The 14,096-nt window shown below is 73.2% G+C and carries 14 protein-coding genes; 6 read left to right on the top strand and 8 right to left on the bottom strand.

Annotation, left to right across the window (positions count from 1 at the left end; genetic code table 11):
* Positions 1-14: 14 nt before the first annotated feature.
* From argG to GGE06_RS32240, 3 genes are all read left to right on the top strand, one after another.
* The gene (gene argG, locus GGE06_RS32250; protein ID WP_116161942.1) at positions 15-1,469 is read left to right on the top strand and encodes an argininosuccinate synthase; all 1,455 of its coding nucleotides are present in this window, start codon (positions 15-17) and stop codon (positions 1,467-1,469) included.
* 129 nt (positions 1,470-1,598) lie between these two features.
* Positions 1,599-2,438 carry a sigma factor-like helix-turn-helix DNA-binding protein gene (locus GGE06_RS32245; protein ID WP_184932468.1) on the top strand — a complete coding sequence of 280 codons (840 nt, stop codon included), beginning with the start codon at positions 1,599-1,601 and terminating at the stop codon, positions 2,436-2,438.
* Between the two features lie 97 nt (positions 2,439-2,535).
* Positions 2,536-2,940, top strand: a complete 405-nt coding sequence (locus GGE06_RS32240; protein WP_184932466.1) for a VOC family protein — start codon at positions 2,536-2,538, stop codon at positions 2,938-2,940.
* Positions 2,941-2,980: 40 nt separating this feature from the next.
* On the opposite strand, the gene GGE06_RS32235 is transcribed toward GGE06_RS32240, so the two are convergent.
* From GGE06_RS32235 to GGE06_RS32220, 4 genes are all read right to left on the bottom strand, one after another.
* On the bottom strand, positions 2,981-4,144 hold the full coding sequence (locus GGE06_RS32235; RefSeq protein ID WP_116161939.1) for a methyltransferase: 1,164 nt from the start codon (positions 4,142-4,144) through the stop codon (positions 2,981-2,983).
* Positions 4,145-4,210: 66 nt separating this feature from the next.
* A complete protein-coding gene (locus tag GGE06_RS32230) occupies positions 4,211-4,786 on the bottom strand; it encodes a histidine phosphatase family protein (protein ID WP_184932534.1) in 576 nt (191 codons plus the stop codon).
* Between the two features lie 69 nt (positions 4,787-4,855).
* Positions 4,856-5,317: a GNAT family N-acetyltransferase gene (locus GGE06_RS32225; protein ID WP_181924677.1), complete on the bottom strand. Its 462-nt coding sequence runs from the start codon at positions 5,315-5,317 to the stop codon at positions 4,856-4,858.
* 105 nt (positions 5,318-5,422) lie between these two features.
* Positions 5,423-6,859, bottom strand: a complete 1,437-nt coding sequence (locus GGE06_RS32220) for an aminotransferase-like domain-containing protein (protein ID WP_116161938.1) — start codon at positions 6,857-6,859, stop codon at positions 5,423-5,425.
* On the opposite strand from GGE06_RS32220, the gene GGE06_RS32215 reads away from it, so the two are divergent.
* The gene (locus tag GGE06_RS32215; protein WP_184932464.1) at positions 6,858-7,817 is read left to right on the top strand and encodes a DMT family transporter; all 960 of its coding nucleotides are present in this window, start codon (positions 6,858-6,860) and stop codon (positions 7,815-7,817) included. The genes GGE06_RS32220 and GGE06_RS32215 overlap by 2 nt on opposite strands.
* A 93-nt stretch (positions 7,818-7,910) precedes the next feature.
* Positions 7,911-8,114, top strand: coding sequence for a DUF1918 domain-containing protein (locus GGE06_RS32210; RefSeq protein ID WP_116161936.1), 204 nt, complete (start codon positions 7,911-7,913; stop codon positions 8,112-8,114).
* A 1-nt stretch (position 8,115) separates the two neighbouring features.
* Here GGE06_RS32210 and GGE06_RS32205 read toward each other — a convergent pair whose 3' ends face one another.
* On the bottom strand, positions 8,116-9,351 hold the full coding sequence (locus GGE06_RS32205) for a glycoside hydrolase family 10-like protein (protein ID WP_312883382.1): 1,236 nt from the start codon (positions 9,349-9,351) through the stop codon (positions 8,116-8,118).
* Positions 9,352-9,551: 200 nt separating this feature from the next.
* On the opposite strand from GGE06_RS32205, the gene GGE06_RS32200 reads away from it, so the two are divergent.
* On the top strand, positions 9,552-10,412 hold the full coding sequence (locus tag GGE06_RS32200; RefSeq protein WP_116161934.1) for a 3-hydroxybutyryl-CoA dehydrogenase: 861 nt from the start codon (positions 9,552-9,554) through the stop codon (positions 10,410-10,412).
* Between the two features lie 116 nt (positions 10,413-10,528).
* Here the strand turns inward: GGE06_RS32200 and GGE06_RS32195 are convergent, their stop codons facing one another.
* The 3 genes from GGE06_RS32195 to GGE06_RS32185 all read right to left on the bottom strand — a co-directional run bounded on the left by GGE06_RS32195 (position 10,529) and on the right by GGE06_RS32185 (position 13,854).
* Positions 10,529-11,059 carry an NUDIX domain-containing protein gene (locus tag GGE06_RS32195; protein ID WP_181924676.1) on the bottom strand — a complete coding sequence of 177 codons (531 nt, stop codon included), beginning with the start codon at positions 11,057-11,059 and terminating at the stop codon, positions 10,529-10,531.
* Positions 11,060-11,121: 62 nt separating this feature from the next.
* Entirely contained in the window at positions 11,122-12,462 is a 1,341-nt protein-coding gene (locus GGE06_RS32190) for an NsdA family TPR-like regulatory protein (RefSeq protein WP_116161932.1), read from the bottom strand.
* Positions 12,463-12,786: 324 nt separating this feature from the next.
* Positions 12,787-13,854: a PP2C family protein-serine/threonine phosphatase gene (locus tag GGE06_RS32185; protein WP_116161931.1), complete on the bottom strand. Its 1,068-nt coding sequence runs from the start codon at positions 13,852-13,854 to the stop codon at positions 12,787-12,789.
* Positions 13,855-14,096: the final 242 nt, after the last annotated feature.

The following is a 14,096-nucleotide window of genomic DNA, read 5'->3' as shown; positions in this document are numbered from 1 at the left end:
TGCATACTCTTCCCATGTCCAAGGTCCTCACCTCCCTGCCCGCCGGCGAGCGCGTCGGCATCGCCTTCTCCGGCGGCCTCGACACGTCCGTCGCCGTCGCATGGATGCGCGACAAGGGCGCCATCCCGTGCACCTACACCGCCGACATCGGCCAGTACGACGAGCCCGACATCGCCTCGGTGCCCGGCCGCGCGAAGACCTACGGTGCCGAGATCGCGCGCCTGGTCGACTGCCGCGCCGCGCTGGTCGAGGAAGGCCTGGCCGCGCTCACCTGCGGCGCTTTCCACATCCGCTCGGGCGGCCGCGCCTACTTCAACACCACCCCGCTCGGCCGCGCCGTCACCGGCACGCTCCTCGTCCGGGCGATGCTCGAGGACAACGTCCAGATCTGGGGCGACGGCTCGACCTTCAAGGGCAACGACATCGAGCGGTTCTACCGCTACGGCCTGCTCGCCAACCCGCACCTGCGGATCTACAAGCCCTGGCTGGACGCGGACTTCGTGACCGAGCTCGGCGGCCGCAAGGAGATGTCGGAGTGGCTGGTCGCCCACGACCTCCCCTACCGGGACAGCACCGAGAAGGCGTACTCCACCGACGCCAACATCTGGGGCGCCACCCACGAGGCGAAGACGCTGGAGCACCTGGACACGGGTGTCGAGACCGTCGACCCGATCATGGGCGTGAAGTTCTGGGACCCGTCGGTCGAGATCGCCACCGAGGACGTCACCATCGGCTTCGAGCAGGGCCGCCCGGTGTCGATCAACGGCAAGGAGTTCCACTCCGCCGTCGACCTGGTCATGGAGGCCAACGCCATCGGCGGCCGCCACGGCATGGGCATGTCCGACCAGATCGAGAACCGGATCATCGAGGCCAAGAGCCGCGGCATCTACGAGGCCCCCGGCATGGCGCTGCTGCACGCCGCGTACGAGCGCCTGGTCAACGCGATCCACAACGAGGACACCCTCGCCCAGTACCACAACGAGGGCCGCCGCCTCGGCCGGCTCATGTACGAGGGCCGGTGGCTGGACCCGCAGGCCCTCATGGTCCGCGAGTCGCTCCAGCGCTGGGTCGGCGCGGCCATCACCGGCGAGGTCACGCTGCGGCTGCGGCGCGGCGAGGACTACTCGATCCTCGACACCACGGGCCCGGCGTTCAGCTACCACCCGGACAAGCTGTCCATGGAGCGCACCGAGGACTCGGCCTTCGGCCCGGTGGACCGGATCGGCCAGCTCACCATGCGGAACCTCGACATCGCCGACTCCCGCGCCAAGCTGGAGCAGTACGCGGGCCTCGGCCTGATCGGCACCGGCAGCCCCACCATCGGTGCCGCCCAGGCGGCCGCGACCGGGCTGATCGGCACCATGCCGCAGCTGCCCGAGGGCGGCGCCGAGGCCATCGCCTCCCGCGGCGAGGTCTCCGAGGACGAGGAGATGCTGGACCGGGCCGCGATGGAGTTCGGCACGGACTGACGCCCCCATGTGAGAGGCCGGTTCGACACTTTCGTGTCGGACCGGCCTTTTCCGTCTGCCCGGCTGCTGTCACATCCCGGCAGGTCCTCGCGTCAACGCGGTGAGGGAACCGAAGAGGAGTGAGGCGCCATGCACGACGACACGTTTCTGACCGCCCTGGCCGGGCGGTTCGACGCCCACGAGGAGCAGCTGCGGGCCGTCGCCCTGCGGATCACGGGGTCGCCGGTCGAGGCCGAGGAGGCGCTCGCGGCGGCACGGGCGGGCCTCGGACGGGACGACGGTGCGACGGTGCGCGCCTGGCTGACGGCGGCCGTGGGGCAGGCGTGCGTACGGGGTCTCCAGGGACGGGGCGCGGAGGAGCGGTGGCGCGGCGGGCCCGAGGGGGCGGGACGGTCCGGGGGGTCGCTCCCGGACGGGGTCGGCTCCTTGTGGCTGGTGTTGCTCGTGATGCTGGAGCGGCTCGGGGACGAGGAGCGGCTCGCCTATGTCCTGCACGATCTGTTCGGGCTGCCCGCGCACGAGACCGCGCGGACCATCGGCTGCTCCCCCGACGCGGCCGCCCGGCTGGCCCGGCGGGCCCGGGAGCGGATCCGGGGCGGCGGGACGGCCTGCACCGAGGGCGAGCGGGGGCGGCAGCGCGCGGTGGTGGACCGGTTCCTGGCGGCCGCACGCGCGCGTGACGCCCGAGCGCTGGTGGCCGTCCTCGACCCGGACGTCGTCGCGTACTCCGAGGGCGGCCCGGTGCACGGGGTCGCCGCGGTCGCCGAGACGGCCGCCGCCTTCGCGCGGTGCGCGGACGTGTCGCGGGCCGCGCTGGTCGACGGGGCGGTCGGTGCGGTCGGGTTCGCCGCCGGCCGGCCGGTGTCGGCGGTCGCGGCCACCCTCCGCCGGGACCGGATCGTCGCCGTGTCCCTGATCCTCGGGGAGGACCGGGTGCGCGCGCTCGACGTGGCCTTCCCCGACATCTGAGGCACGGGGAACCCCGACCTCACGTCAGGGTCAAGTCCGTGACGGGAGGGGGAGATCCCCGAGGGACGCCGCCGCCGGCTCGCTCTAGCCTGGAGGCATGATCATCGATGCGAAGACTCACGTACGGGTCGCCCGCCCTTCGCGGGACCTCGCCGCCGCCGAGCGGTTCTACGTCGACGGGCTCGGCCTCGCAGTCCAGTGGCGGAGCACCGAGCGGGTGCCCAGGAAGCACGACCTGCTCATGGTCGGGCCCCCGGGTGGGGGCTGGCACTTCGAGCTGACCTTCGATCCCGAGCACCCGATGGAACCCACGCCGACCGTCGACGACCTGTTCGTCGTCTACCTCGACGCGCCCGTCGAGGAGGAGCAGGTGGAGCGGCTGCTCGCCGCCGGCGGGACGCGGGTGCCCTCGCACAACCCGTACTGGGACGAGTACGGCGTCACCGTCGCCGACCCCGACGGGTACCGGCTCGTGCTGTGCTCCCGGAGCTGGTCCATATGAACCGGTCCTCCGGTCCGGCCGGCCGGACCGGTCGGCCGGACTAGTCCCTGCGGACCGCGCGCAGGACGACGAACTTCCGGTCGCTCGCGACGAGTTCGCTGTTGCCGAAGATCCGGCGGAGCGTGACGTGATAGCCGAGGTGCCGGTTTCCGATGACCCACAGCTCGCCGCCGGGCCGCAGCGCGCGCCACGCGTCCGCGAACATCCGGCGGGATGTGCGGTCGGTGGTGGCCTGGTGGCTGTGGAACGGCGGGTTGTTGAGGACGAGGTCCACCGAGCCGGGGGCGAGCCCGGTGAGCCCGTCGCCGACGAGGAACTCGGCCTTGCGGTCCGTGCCCACGTGGGCGCGGAAGTTCTCCTCGGCCGAGGCGACCGCCTGGTACGACTCGTCGGTGAAGACCAGTTCGGCCTCGGGTTCGTGGAGGGCGATGGCGAGGCCGACCACGCCGTTGCCGCAGCCCAGGTCGGCGACCCTGGCCCGGCCGAGCCCGCCGGGCAGGTTCGCGAGGAAGAAGCGGGTGCCGATGTCGAGGCGGTCGGCGCAGAAGACCCCGGCGTGGTTGGTGACGGTCAGTCCGGGCAGGCCGGGCGCGGGGGTGTCCGCGGGGAGGTCGTAGCGGTACGGCCACGGGTTCGGCCCGGGGGTGGCGGCCGGGTCGGGGGTGGTGAAGATGAGCCGGGCCTTCTTCACCGCGAGCGAGGTGCGGGTGGGGCCGAGGATCCGCTCGAAGAGCTTGAGCGTGGACGTGTGGATGTCCTTGACCATGCCGGCGCCGACGACCACCGTGCCCTCGTGCACGGCGGGTGCGAGCCGGTGCAGCTGGTCCTCCAGGAGCGCGAGGCTCTTGGGGACCCGGACGAGGAGCACGTCGATCCGCTCGGGCGGCGTGTCCTGGGTGGTGAGCAGCCGCACGGCGTCCGGGGCGGCCCCGGCGCGTGCGAGGTTGGCCCGGGTCGCCTGCTCGCCGAGATACGAGTCGGTGATCTGGACGAGTTCGCGGGGTCCCGCGGCCTGCAGCGCGGTGACGAGGGCTCCCCAGCGGTCGCCGAGGACGGCGACGGTGCCGGAGAGGTCGGTCCCGGTCTCGGCGAGGTGCCCGAGGAGGTACTCGTCGGACGCGTCCCAGGCGCGCAGCTGGTCGCGCGGGTCCTCGGGGAAGCGGGTCAGCGTGAAGGCGCCCCATGACGTGGTCAAACGGTTCATCGTGCTCTCAGGCTAGCCGGTCGGGACCGCCGGCTCCCGCCGCGGCGCCGGGCGGGTGTCCCGGTGTCAGTGCAGGGCGGTGTCCAGGTGGAGGTGCCAGAGACCGGGGCGGCCGGTGAGGGTGACGGTGGAGAGGGGGCGGACGTCCACGTTCCAGTAGGTGGCGGGTGGCGCTTTGAGGGCGTACACGAGGGCGGCCCGTACGACGGAGGGTTCGGCGACGGCGACGATGGAGCCGTCCTCGGCGGGGCGGGTGTCGAGCCAGTTCCCTATGCGGGTGATGAAGGTGAGGAGCGGTTCCCCGCCGTGCGGGGCCGAGCGGGCGTCGGTGAGCCAGGCGTTGACGGCGGCCGGTTCGAGGGCGGCGACCTCGGCGAGGGTCAGGCCGCGCCAGCGGCCCATGTCGCAGTCGCGGAGCGCGGGCTGGGCGAGCGGCGCGTAGCCGAGGGCGGTGCCGGTGGCGCGGCTGCGCGGGGTCGGGGAGCAGTAGCGCAGTTCGGCCGCGCCGAGCGGGATGAGCGCGGGCGCGGCCTGCTGCACCTCGTACCAGCCGGCTTCGTCCAGCGGCCGGTCGTCGTCGAAGCGTTCGGCGAGCAGGGAGGAGCTGCGTGCCGCCGTGACGAGCGTCACCCGAAGACTCATGGCCGCGATCGTGAGGCCGGTGGCGCCGCTGGTCAAGGGGTCATTTGAAGCGACCGGAGGGGGCAGGGCTCACTGCTGCCCGAGAGCCATCCACTTGTCCGGATTCTGCAGTGGCGTGAAACCCACCTTCTCGTACACGCCGTGCGCGTCGGCGGTGGCGAGCATGATGCGGCGCAGTCCGTACGGGGCGAGGTGGTCGCGGACGGCGGTGACGAGCGCGGTGCCGAGGCCGGTGCCGCGGGCCGGGCGGTCGACGTAGACGTCGCAGAGCCAGGCGAAGGTGGCGTAGTCGGTGACGACGCGCGCGTAGGCGCTCATCTCGCCGGTCTCGCGGTGGTAGGCACCGAGGTTCAGGGAGCCCGCGATGGCGCTGTCCTGCTTTTCGCGAGGTCGGCCGAGGGCCCAGTAGGCGTCGGTGGAGAGCCAGTGGTGGACGCGGGCGGCGTCGATCCGGGCGGGGTCGGCTGATATCTCGTACGCCCCGTGCATGAGGGGGGTGCCGGGGGTGTCGGGGATGGCGCTGTCGCTCATGGGCGAAGGCTTCCAGGGGGCCGGCGGGCTTGTCAGGTGAATTTGCCGTGGGCCAGGGACAGGGGGCGTGCCGTGCGGGGTGTCGGCGCGGCACGCCCCGGGGGGTCAGCCGGTGAGCTCGTCCACCGCCGTCCGCAGGCGGCGTACGCCCTCGACGATCTCCGTGGGGCCCGCGACACCCGCGAAACTCAGCCGGATGTGGCCGGCGGGAGGCTCGGCGCAGAAGTAGGGGCGGCCGGGGGCTGCGGTGACCCCGGCGCGCAGGCCGGCGGCGAGGAGGGAGGCCTCGGGGAGGGTGTCGGGGAGGCGCAGCCAGAGCTGGTAGCCGCCGGAGGGGATGTGCGGGAGGGCGAGTTCGGGGAGGTGGTGGGCGAGGGCGCCGGTCATGACCTCGCGGCGGTTCCTGAGCTCCTGGGTGACGGCGCGGAGGTGGCGGGGCCAGGCCGGGGAGCCGACGAGTTCGAGCGCGGCCTCCTGGAGGGGTCGGGGGACGAAGAAGCTGTCGACGACCTGGATGGCGCGCAGCCGTTCCAGGACGGGTCCCCGGGCGGCGAGGGCGCCGACGCGGAGGCTCGCCGAGGTGATCTTGGTGAGCGAGCGGACGTGGACGACGACGCCGTCGGGGTCATCGGCGGCGAGCGGTGCGGGGAGCGGCCCCGCGTCCTCGTGGACGAGGCGGCGGGCGAAGTCGTCCTCGACGACGAAGGCCCCGGCGGCGCGGGCGATGCGGACGACCTCGCGGCCGCGTTCGGGGCGCAGCATGGTCCCGGTCGGGTTCTGGAAGAGCGGCTGGCAGACGAAGACGCGGGCGCCGGTGGCGCGGAAGGCGGCTTCGAGGAGTTCGGGGCGCACTCCGTCGGCGTCGGTCGGCACGGGGACGGGGCGGAGTCCGGCGGCGCGGGCGACGGCCAGCATGCCCGGGTAGGTGGGCGACTCGACGAGGACGGGGGTGCCGGGCGGGGCGAGGGCGCGCAGGGCGGTGCTGATCGCGGACTGGCCGCCGGCGGTGATGAGGACCTCGGCCGCGGTGACGCTGCCGCCGATCTCGCGGGCGAACCATTCGCGCAGTTCGGGCAGGCCGTCGGTGGGGGGCCTGCCCCAGGCGCCGGGGCGGCGGCCGGCCCGGGCGAGGGCGGCGGCGAGGGCGCTCTCGGGCTGGAGGGAGGGGTGGAGGTAGCCGCCGTTGAACTCGATCACGCCGGGCGGGGGCGCGGAGAGGGTGACGAGGACGCCGGAGGCGTCGACGGCCCGGGGGACGAGTTCGGTGGCGCTGTCGGCGCTGAGGGCGACCTCCTGCCAGGAGGTGTCGCCCACGACGGGCGTGGGGGTGCGCGGTTCCGCGCGGAAGGCGCCGGCGCCGGGGCGGGTGACGACGAGCCCTTCGGCGGCGAGCTGTGCGAGGGCCCGGGTGACGGTGACCGGGGAGACGCGGTAGCGCTCGACGAGCGCCCGGCTCGATGGCAGCTTTCCACCAGGTGAGTAGCGGTTCAGTTCCGCCCTCAGGGATTTCGCCAATTCCGCGACACTGCTACGCTCATGCATGAGAACACAGGATAGCGCTACTACTCCGACCACGATAGCGGTCACCGCTACGGGAACCCCCGGGAACGGATCCGCGACAGAGGTCCGCACCGGCGTCGAGCCCCGGACCCGCGGCACCCTGCTCGCCGGGCTCGGCGTGATCTCCTTCTCCCTCACCTTCCCGTCCACCGTCTGGGGCCTGGAGAGCTTCGGCCCCTGGTCGCTGGTGGCCGTGCGCTCCACCCTCGCGGCGCTCATCGCCGGCGCCTTCCTGCTCGCGGGCCGGGTGCCGCTGCCCGAGCGCCGCCACTGGGCGGGCCTCGCCGTGGTCGCCTGCGGTGTCGTCATCGGCTTCCCGCTCCTGACCACGCTGGCCCTGCAGACCTCCACCACCTCGCACGCCGCCGTGGTCGTGGGCCTCCTGCCGCTCACCACCGCGACCCTCGCCGCCCTGCGGACCGGCCGCCGGCCGTCCCGCACCTTCTGGATCGCGGCCGTCTCCGGCGCCGTGGTGGTGCTCGGCTTCACGCTCAAGGAGAGCGGGGGCTCCTTCTCCACGGGCGACCTGTACCTCTTCGGGGCGCTGCTCGTGTGCGCGGCCGGCTACACCGAGGGCGGCCGGCTCGCCGCGCTCATGCCGGGCTGGCAGGTCATCGGCTGGGCCCTGGTCCTCTGCCTTCCGCTGATGGCGGTCGCCTCGGCCGTCACGCTGTCGATCGAACCGGTGCGTCTGACCGCGCACGGTGTCATCGGCCTCGTATGGGTCGCCGCCGGCTCCACCTTCTTCGGTCTGTACGTCTGGTACCGCGGGATGGCCGCGATCGGCATCCCCAAGGCCAGTCAGCTCCAGCTCGCCCAGCCGCTCCTCACCCTCTTCTGGTCGGTCTTCCTGCTCGGCGAGACCCTGCCGCTGGCCGCCCCGGTCGCCGCGGTGGCGGTCCTGGTCTGCATCGCGGTCACCCAGCGGGCGAAGAGCTGACGCGACGAATCCGGGCGGAACGGGTCACAATGGCAGACAGAGGCCCTGCGCAGTACAGGGCAGGACCGGCCCGGTCGCGAGGAGGTCAGCTCGATGCAGGCGAGCGTGGGCGACAAGCTGCTGGTACACGGCCGGACCGTGGGTCACCACGACCGCACGGCCAAGGTCCTTCAGGTACTGGGGGAGAACGGCAATCCCCCGTACCGCGTGAAGTTCGAGGACGACGGTCACGAGGCCCTGGTGTCGCCGGGCCCCGATTCCGTCGTACGCCACCGCCCGGAGGCGGGGACGGGCTGAGTCACCGCCTCGGCGGACGGACCCTGGTCGGGTAGTGGTCGGCCACCACGGTGGTCATCGCCCCGATCGGGTCCGCGGCGACCTCCTTCGCGGAGAAGAAGCAGTGGCCGCCGACCGAGGGGTACTGGGCCGCGAAGTCCAGATGGCGTGAGAGCTCCCGTGGGTCCTGCCAGGCCGCGGGCTGGGCGGGATCGCCCGCCTTGTAGAGCGCCTCGCCGATGTAGAGCCCGACGCCGGTGTCCCGGACCACCGCGTCCCACCAGGGCACCAGCCTGGCGTAGTCGGCCGCCGGCAGCCCGATGTTCCAGTACAACTGGGGGATCACGTAGTCGATCCAGCCCTCCCGGATCCACTTCCGGGTGTCGGCGTGGAGGTCGTCGTACGTCTGGACGCCGGCGCGGGTGTCCGAGCCCTCCGGGTCGGTGGCGATGTTCCGCCAGACCCCGAAGGGGCTGACGCCGAAGGCCGTGCGCTTCCTGATCTCCTTGATCCGCGACGCCGTCTCCGAGACCAGCAGGTCGGTGTTGTTCCGCCGCCAGGACGCCTTGTCGGGGAAGTCCCCGCCGTACCGCGCGTACGCCTCGTCGTCGGCGAAGACCTGCCCGGCCACCGGGTACGGATAGAAGTAGTCGTCCCAGTGCACGGCGTCGATCTCGTAGCGGCGCAGCGCGTCCAGCATCGCGTCCTGGACGAAGCTCCTCACCTCGGGCAGCCCCGGGTTGTAGTAGAGCTTCCCGCCGTAGGGCAGTACCCATTCCGGGTGGATCCGGGCCGGATGGCCGGCGACGAGCCTGCCCGGGTCCGTGTGGTTCGCCACGCGGTACGGGTTGAACCAGGCGTGCAGTTCGAGCCCGCGGGCGTGGGCCTCGTCGACGGCCGTGCCCAGCGGGTCCCAGCCGGGGTCCCGGCCCTGCGTGCCGGTGAGGTACTGCGCCCACGGCTCGTACGGCGAGGGCCAGAGCGCGTCGGCGGTCGGCCGGACCTGGAGGACCACCGTGTTGAGCCGGCGGTCGACGGCCGTGTCCAGGTGGCGGAGGAGTTCGGTGCGCTGCTGCTCGGCGGTCAGCCCGGCGCGGGAGGGCCAGTCGCGGTTGGCGACCGTCGCCAGCCACATCCCGCGGAACTCCCTCCTGCGGTGCGGTTTCCCGCGCGCCTCGGGAGTGGCGTCGGACACAACCGGGCGTGCCGCTCCTGTCGTTCCCGCCACGGCGAGCGCCGCTCCGGTGGCGCCGGCCACGAACCCTCTTCTGCCGAAAGGCCGCACTTGTACCCCTCCTCTGTCGGATACGTCACACGCACCCGGACAGCATGCCCGCCTCAGACGATCGATCATCGGTTAATGAGCGGTAACGTCGTGGGGGTAGAGGCGGGTGCACCCGGAATCACACGGGCACTCCGCCGACGGAGAAGAGCGAAAGGCACGAGGTGACGGACTCCATGGCCGACATTGAGCGCGTCGGAGTGGTGGGCTGCGGCCAGATGGGCGCAGGCATCGCAGAGGTGTGTGCCCGGAGCGGGCTCGACGTGAAGGTCGCCGAGACCACCGGCGAAGCGCTGGAGATCGGCCGCACACGGCTCTACAACTCGCTGGCGAAGGCCGCCGAACGCGGCAAGATCAGCGAGGAGGAGCGGGACGCGACGCTCGCCCGCCTCAGCTTCACCACCGACCTGGGCGAGTTCGCCGACCGCGACCTCGTCATCGAGGCGGTCGTGGAGAACGAGCAGGTCAAGACCGAGATCTTCCAGGTCCTCGACCAGGTGATCACCCGGCCGGACGCCATCCTGGCCTCGAACACCTCCTCCATCCCGCTGGTGAAGCTGGCCGTGGCGACCTCCCGCCCCGACCATGTCATCGGCATCCACTTCTTCAACCCGGCCCCGGTGCAGAAGCTCGTCGAGCTGATCCCGGCCCTCACCACCTCCGAGGGCACGATCAGCCGGGCCCAGGCCTTCGCGGAGAAGGTGCTCGGCAAGCACGCGATCCGCGCCCAGGACCGCTCCGGCTTCGTGGTGAACGCGCTGCTCGTGCCGTACCTGCTCTCGGCGATCCGGATGTTCGAGTCGGGCATCGCGAGCCGTGAGGACATCGACAACGGCATGGAGTTCGGCTGCGCCCACCCGATGGGCCCGCTGAAGCTCTCCGACCTGATCGGCCTGGACACGATCGCGTCGATCGCCGACTCGATGTACTCCGAGTTCAAGGAGCCGCTGTACGCCGCTCCCCCGCTGCTCCAGCGCATGGTGGACGCGGGTCGTCTCGGCCGCAAGACGGGCTCGGGCTTCTACCCGTACAACTGACCCGAGGTCCCCACCCAGACCCGGAGTCGGCGTCCGACCCCTGACGCCGTCGCTCCGGCCGGACGGCCCGCATCCCCGCACAGGTACGGGCCGTCCGGCACATTCGCTCCCGCGTCTCAGCCGAGGCGCAGATGGTGGAGCATCAGCAGTCCCGCGGCCATGTTGGCGGCCGGGATCTCGCCCCGGCCGATCATCCCGGGGATCTCCTTCAGCGGGACCCACGCCCGCCGCGAGGACTCGAAGGCGTCCTCGGGCGGTCCCGTGTAGGTGGCCCCCTCCGCCCAGTAGAGGTGGTGGCGGGCGTCGGTGAGGCCGTTCGAGGGTTCGACGGTGAGGAGATGGCGCAGCGGCCCCGGCCGCCAGCCGGTCTCCTCCTCCATCTCGCGGGCGGCGGCGGCCTCGATCTCCTCGCCGTCCTCGACGATGCCGGCGGCCAGTTCCCAGCCCCAGCTGTCGGTGATGAAGCGGTGGCGCCAGAGCATCAGGACTTCGTCGGCCTCGTTGACCGCCGTCGCGACGGCGACCGGGCGGAGCCGGATCAGATAGTGGTCGAGGCGGCGGCCGTCCGGGAGTTCGACGTCCGCGAGGTTCACTCGGAACCAGCGATTCTCATAGACAGCGCGTTCGCTGAGTTTCGTCCACTGCACGTTCTTGCCACCTTCCGATCGGTCGGTGCTTGTTTGGTGGCAATATCGCAGCAGTTGACGGCTCACAGGGGAACGCGCAGCGCCCCTTCGATCAGAGCGGCTGCCTCCCGGGCCTCCCCGCCGCCGCTCGCGAGGAGATCCCCCCGCACCTGCGTCAGCCGGTCCCGCAGCCGCCGCGACTCCATCCCCCGCGCCCGCTCCGTCATCTCCACCGCCGTGCGCGCCGCCCCGTCGACCTCCCCCTGCCGCAGCTCGACGCGGCACAGCATGGCGAGCCGGTGCACCCGGCCCCGGTCGTGCGAGGGCATCCCGACCGCCGCCGCCGCGTGCTCGTGGGCCGCGTCGAGTTCACCCAGACCGAGGAGTGCCTCCGCCACCTGGACGTTGACGAACCCCGGCTGGACGTAGCCGGTCTCGACCGGCTCCTCCCCCGGGCTGATCCGCTCCGCCTCCGCCTCGGCCCGCCGGATGCAGGCCAGCGCGGCCGCCCCGTCGCCCAGGCGCGCGTACGCCTTCGCCTGCATCGCCGTCAGATCGGCGGCGAGCGCCGGGGTGATCTGCCGCCCCGCCGCCCGCAGCGCCGCCTCCGCGAACGCCACGGCCTGCCGGTACTCCCCCGTGAAGAGCGACTGGTTGACGAGGAGCGCGATCACGTACGCGCCGAGCCCCCGGTCCCCGCTCGCCTTCGCGAGCCGCAGCGCCTGGTGGAAGTAGCGCTGGGCGAGACCGTGCGCGTCCGCGTCGTACGCACAGATTCCGGCCACCGCGACGAGCCCGCCGGTGGCCCGGTGCAGCTGCCGCCCCAGCGCGTCGCCGTACGCGCCCCTCAGCAGCGGCGCGGTCTGCGTGTTCAGGAAGCCGGCGATCCGCGCCCGGGTCGCGATGCCCCCGGCCCGGCGGTACATCTGCTCGTAGTGCGACCGGGCCGCGGTCAGGACCGCGATGTCGGCCGCCGAGACCGCCGTCCGGCCCGTACGGGAGACGTCCACGTCCTCCGGCGGGTTCTCCCACTCCCACACCGGCATCACCGCCTGGGTGCCGGTCACGGCCGGGGCCGCCACGATGTGCGGCCGCTGCTGCTCGTCGGAGCGCCACAGCGCCGCCGCCCGCTCGACGAAGCCGGACAGCGGCGAACCGGCGGCCGGCACCGGACTTCCCGGCACCCCGAGGCCGATGTCGTCCAGGGTCACCTGCCGGCGCAGCCGGACGGCGAGCACCTCGCAGATCAGGTCCGGCACCTGGCCGCGCGGCCGCTGGCCCTTCAACCAGCGGGCCACGGCTGTGTGTTCGTACCGCAGGGAAAGCCCCCTGGCCCGGCCCGCCCGGTTCACATGGGCGGCCAGGCCGGCGTTCGAGACGCCCGCTTCGTCGAGCAGGGCGTCGAGCAGGGTGTTGGGCTGCATGGCCGCTCCGGTCGCTCGCATGGCCGCTCCGCTCGCTCGGTGAACTCAGCCTAGCGGTGGCCGAATTCATACGGGTCGAACCGAGCGGAAGCCCCCCGTACCGGTGATTTCGCACGGGGTGTGAACGAAGTACCCGTTCTCCCGGCCCGCGTACTCTGCCACACCCGTCCCGGCCCCGGTTGACTGTGCTTCTCGCCGCAAGGCGAAGACCGGGCCGCCGGCTCCCCCTCGTACAGTGCGGCCGCCCGGTCCGCGTCGCCCGCCCCGCTGATCTGCCCGACACTCCGTGGCGGGACGGGCGACGCCGGTCCCGGTTCCTTCCGCTCAGCAGTGGGAGGAGGGGGCGGGCCGGGGGCGGCGCAGCCCGGGTTCGGCGGGCTGCGCCGGTACCCGGACACGGTCGTTGCGTACGACGAGCAGCGCGATGTCGTCGGCGAGCCGGCCGCCCGTGTGGTGCAGCAGCGCCGCGTGGACCCGGCGGACCAGGGCGGCGGGCGCCTCGCCGGGCACGCCGGCGAGGGCGGCGTCCAGCGCGAAGAACCGGCCCCGGCGGTCCCGGGCCTCCTCCGCTCCGTCGGTGTGCAGGACCAGCGTCTCGCCGGGCAGCAGCCGGGCCGCCGTGTACGGCACGAGCCCGACGGGCAGCGGCAGCACCCCGAGCGGGGGCAGTGGGTCCCCGACCGGGAGCCGCTCCGCCCGCCGGCCGAGGCGGTACGGGCCGGGGTGGCCGCAGTTGAGGACGGCCAGCCGCCCGTCGGAGCGGACCTCCACGAGCAGCAGCGTGACGAACTCCTCCGCCGCCGGGTGTTCGGGCTCCGCACCGGCCCTCGCCGGGTGCTCCTCCCGCCCCCGCTCCCGCAGATGGCGCTCCAGGGCCCGCTCGAGACGCCGCAGCACCCCGGCGAGTTCGGGCTCGTCGTGCGCGGCCTCGCGGAAGCTGCCGAGCACCGCGACCACCGCGCCGAGCGCGGCGAGCCCATGGCCCCGGACGTCCCCGATGACGATCCTCACCCCGTAGGGGGTGGCCACCGCCTCGTACAGGTCGCCGCCGACGGACGCGCCCCGGGAGGCGGACAACTGCCCGGCGGCCAGCGCGAGTCCGTCGAGTCGGGCGGGCAGGGGCCGAAGGAGGACCCGCTGGGTGACTGCCGCGACGGCCCGGACCCGGGCGAGCTCCCGCGCGAGCCCGCGCCGGACGCCCCACACCAGGCCGAGGCCGACACTGACGAAGACGACACTGGTGGCGATCCGCATGGGCAGCCCCGGCTGCCGGGCCAGGGGACAGCCGTACTTCCACGCCAGGGCCACCGCGCCCCACGCGGTGGGAAGAGCGAGCGGGGCCAGCCGGCGGAGCCGGGAGCCATCGGCGAGCAACGACCTGGTACGGATCATGCACGGCCCTTTCCGAGCCCCCGACAGCGCCCGAAGGCCCTGCGGCCCACAGGTCCGCCCCTGTGGCCGCGTCGATTGTGCCGACCGCGCGGTCCGCCGTGGAACGGCCCCCGGCGATCTCACCCGAAGGAGTGAGCGCCCCCGCCGCGCCGCTCTCCGCCAGGGCCGCGCCACGCGCACGGATCGCCGAGCCACGAGCGGGAGTGCGGTTTCCGGGACCCCGAACGGCTTCCCGGCCCCCG

Source organism: Streptomyces nymphaeiformis (assembly GCF_014203895.1).
GTDB lineage: Bacteria > Actinomycetota > Actinomycetes > Streptomycetales > Streptomycetaceae > Streptomyces > Streptomyces nymphaeiformis.
Note: the sequence above shows the minus strand (reverse complement) of the source record. Positions and strands in the feature narration are given on the sequence as shown.

Bases quoted from the DNA above. Each gene is read 5' to 3' on its own strand.
- argG (WP_116161942.1), top strand. From the start codon at position 15: ATGTCCAAGGTCCTCACCTCCCTGCCCGCCGGCGAGCGCGTCGGCATC.
- GGE06_RS32245 (WP_184932468.1), top strand. From the start codon at position 1,599: ATGCACGACGACACGTTTCTGACCGCCCTGGCCGGGCGGTTCGACGCC.
- GGE06_RS32240 (WP_184932466.1), top strand. From the start codon at position 2,536: ATGATCATCGATGCGAAGACTCACGTACGGGTCGCCCGCCCTTCGCGG.
- GGE06_RS32235 (WP_116161939.1), bottom strand. From the start codon at position 4,144: ATGAACCGTTTGACCACGTCATGGGGCGCCTTCACGCTGACCCGCTTC.
- GGE06_RS32230 (WP_184932534.1), bottom strand. From the start codon at position 4,786: ATGAGTCTTCGGGTGACGCTCGTCACGGCGGCACGCAGCTCCTCCCTG.
- GGE06_RS32225 (WP_181924677.1), bottom strand. From the start codon at position 5,317: ATGAGCGACAGCGCCATCCCCGACACCCCCGGCACCCCCCTCATGCAC.
- GGE06_RS32215 (WP_184932464.1), top strand. From the start codon at position 6,858: ATGAGAACACAGGATAGCGCTACTACTCCGACCACGATAGCGGTCACC.
- GGE06_RS32220 (WP_116161938.1), bottom strand. From the start codon at position 6,859: ATGCATGAGCGTAGCAGTGTCGCGGAATTGGCGAAATCCCTGAGGGCG.
- GGE06_RS32210 (WP_116161936.1), top strand. From the start codon at position 7,911: ATGCAGGCGAGCGTGGGCGACAAGCTGCTGGTACACGGCCGGACCGTG.
- GGE06_RS32200 (WP_116161934.1), top strand. From the start codon at position 9,552: ATGGCCGACATTGAGCGCGTCGGAGTGGTGGGCTGCGGCCAGATGGGC.
- GGE06_RS32190 (WP_116161932.1), bottom strand. From the start codon at position 12,462: ATGCAGCCCAACACCCTGCTCGACGCCCTGCTCGACGAAGCGGGCGTC.
- GGE06_RS32185 (WP_116161931.1), bottom strand. From the start codon at position 13,854: ATGATCCGTACCAGGTCGTTGCTCGCCGATGGCTCCCGGCTCCGCCGG.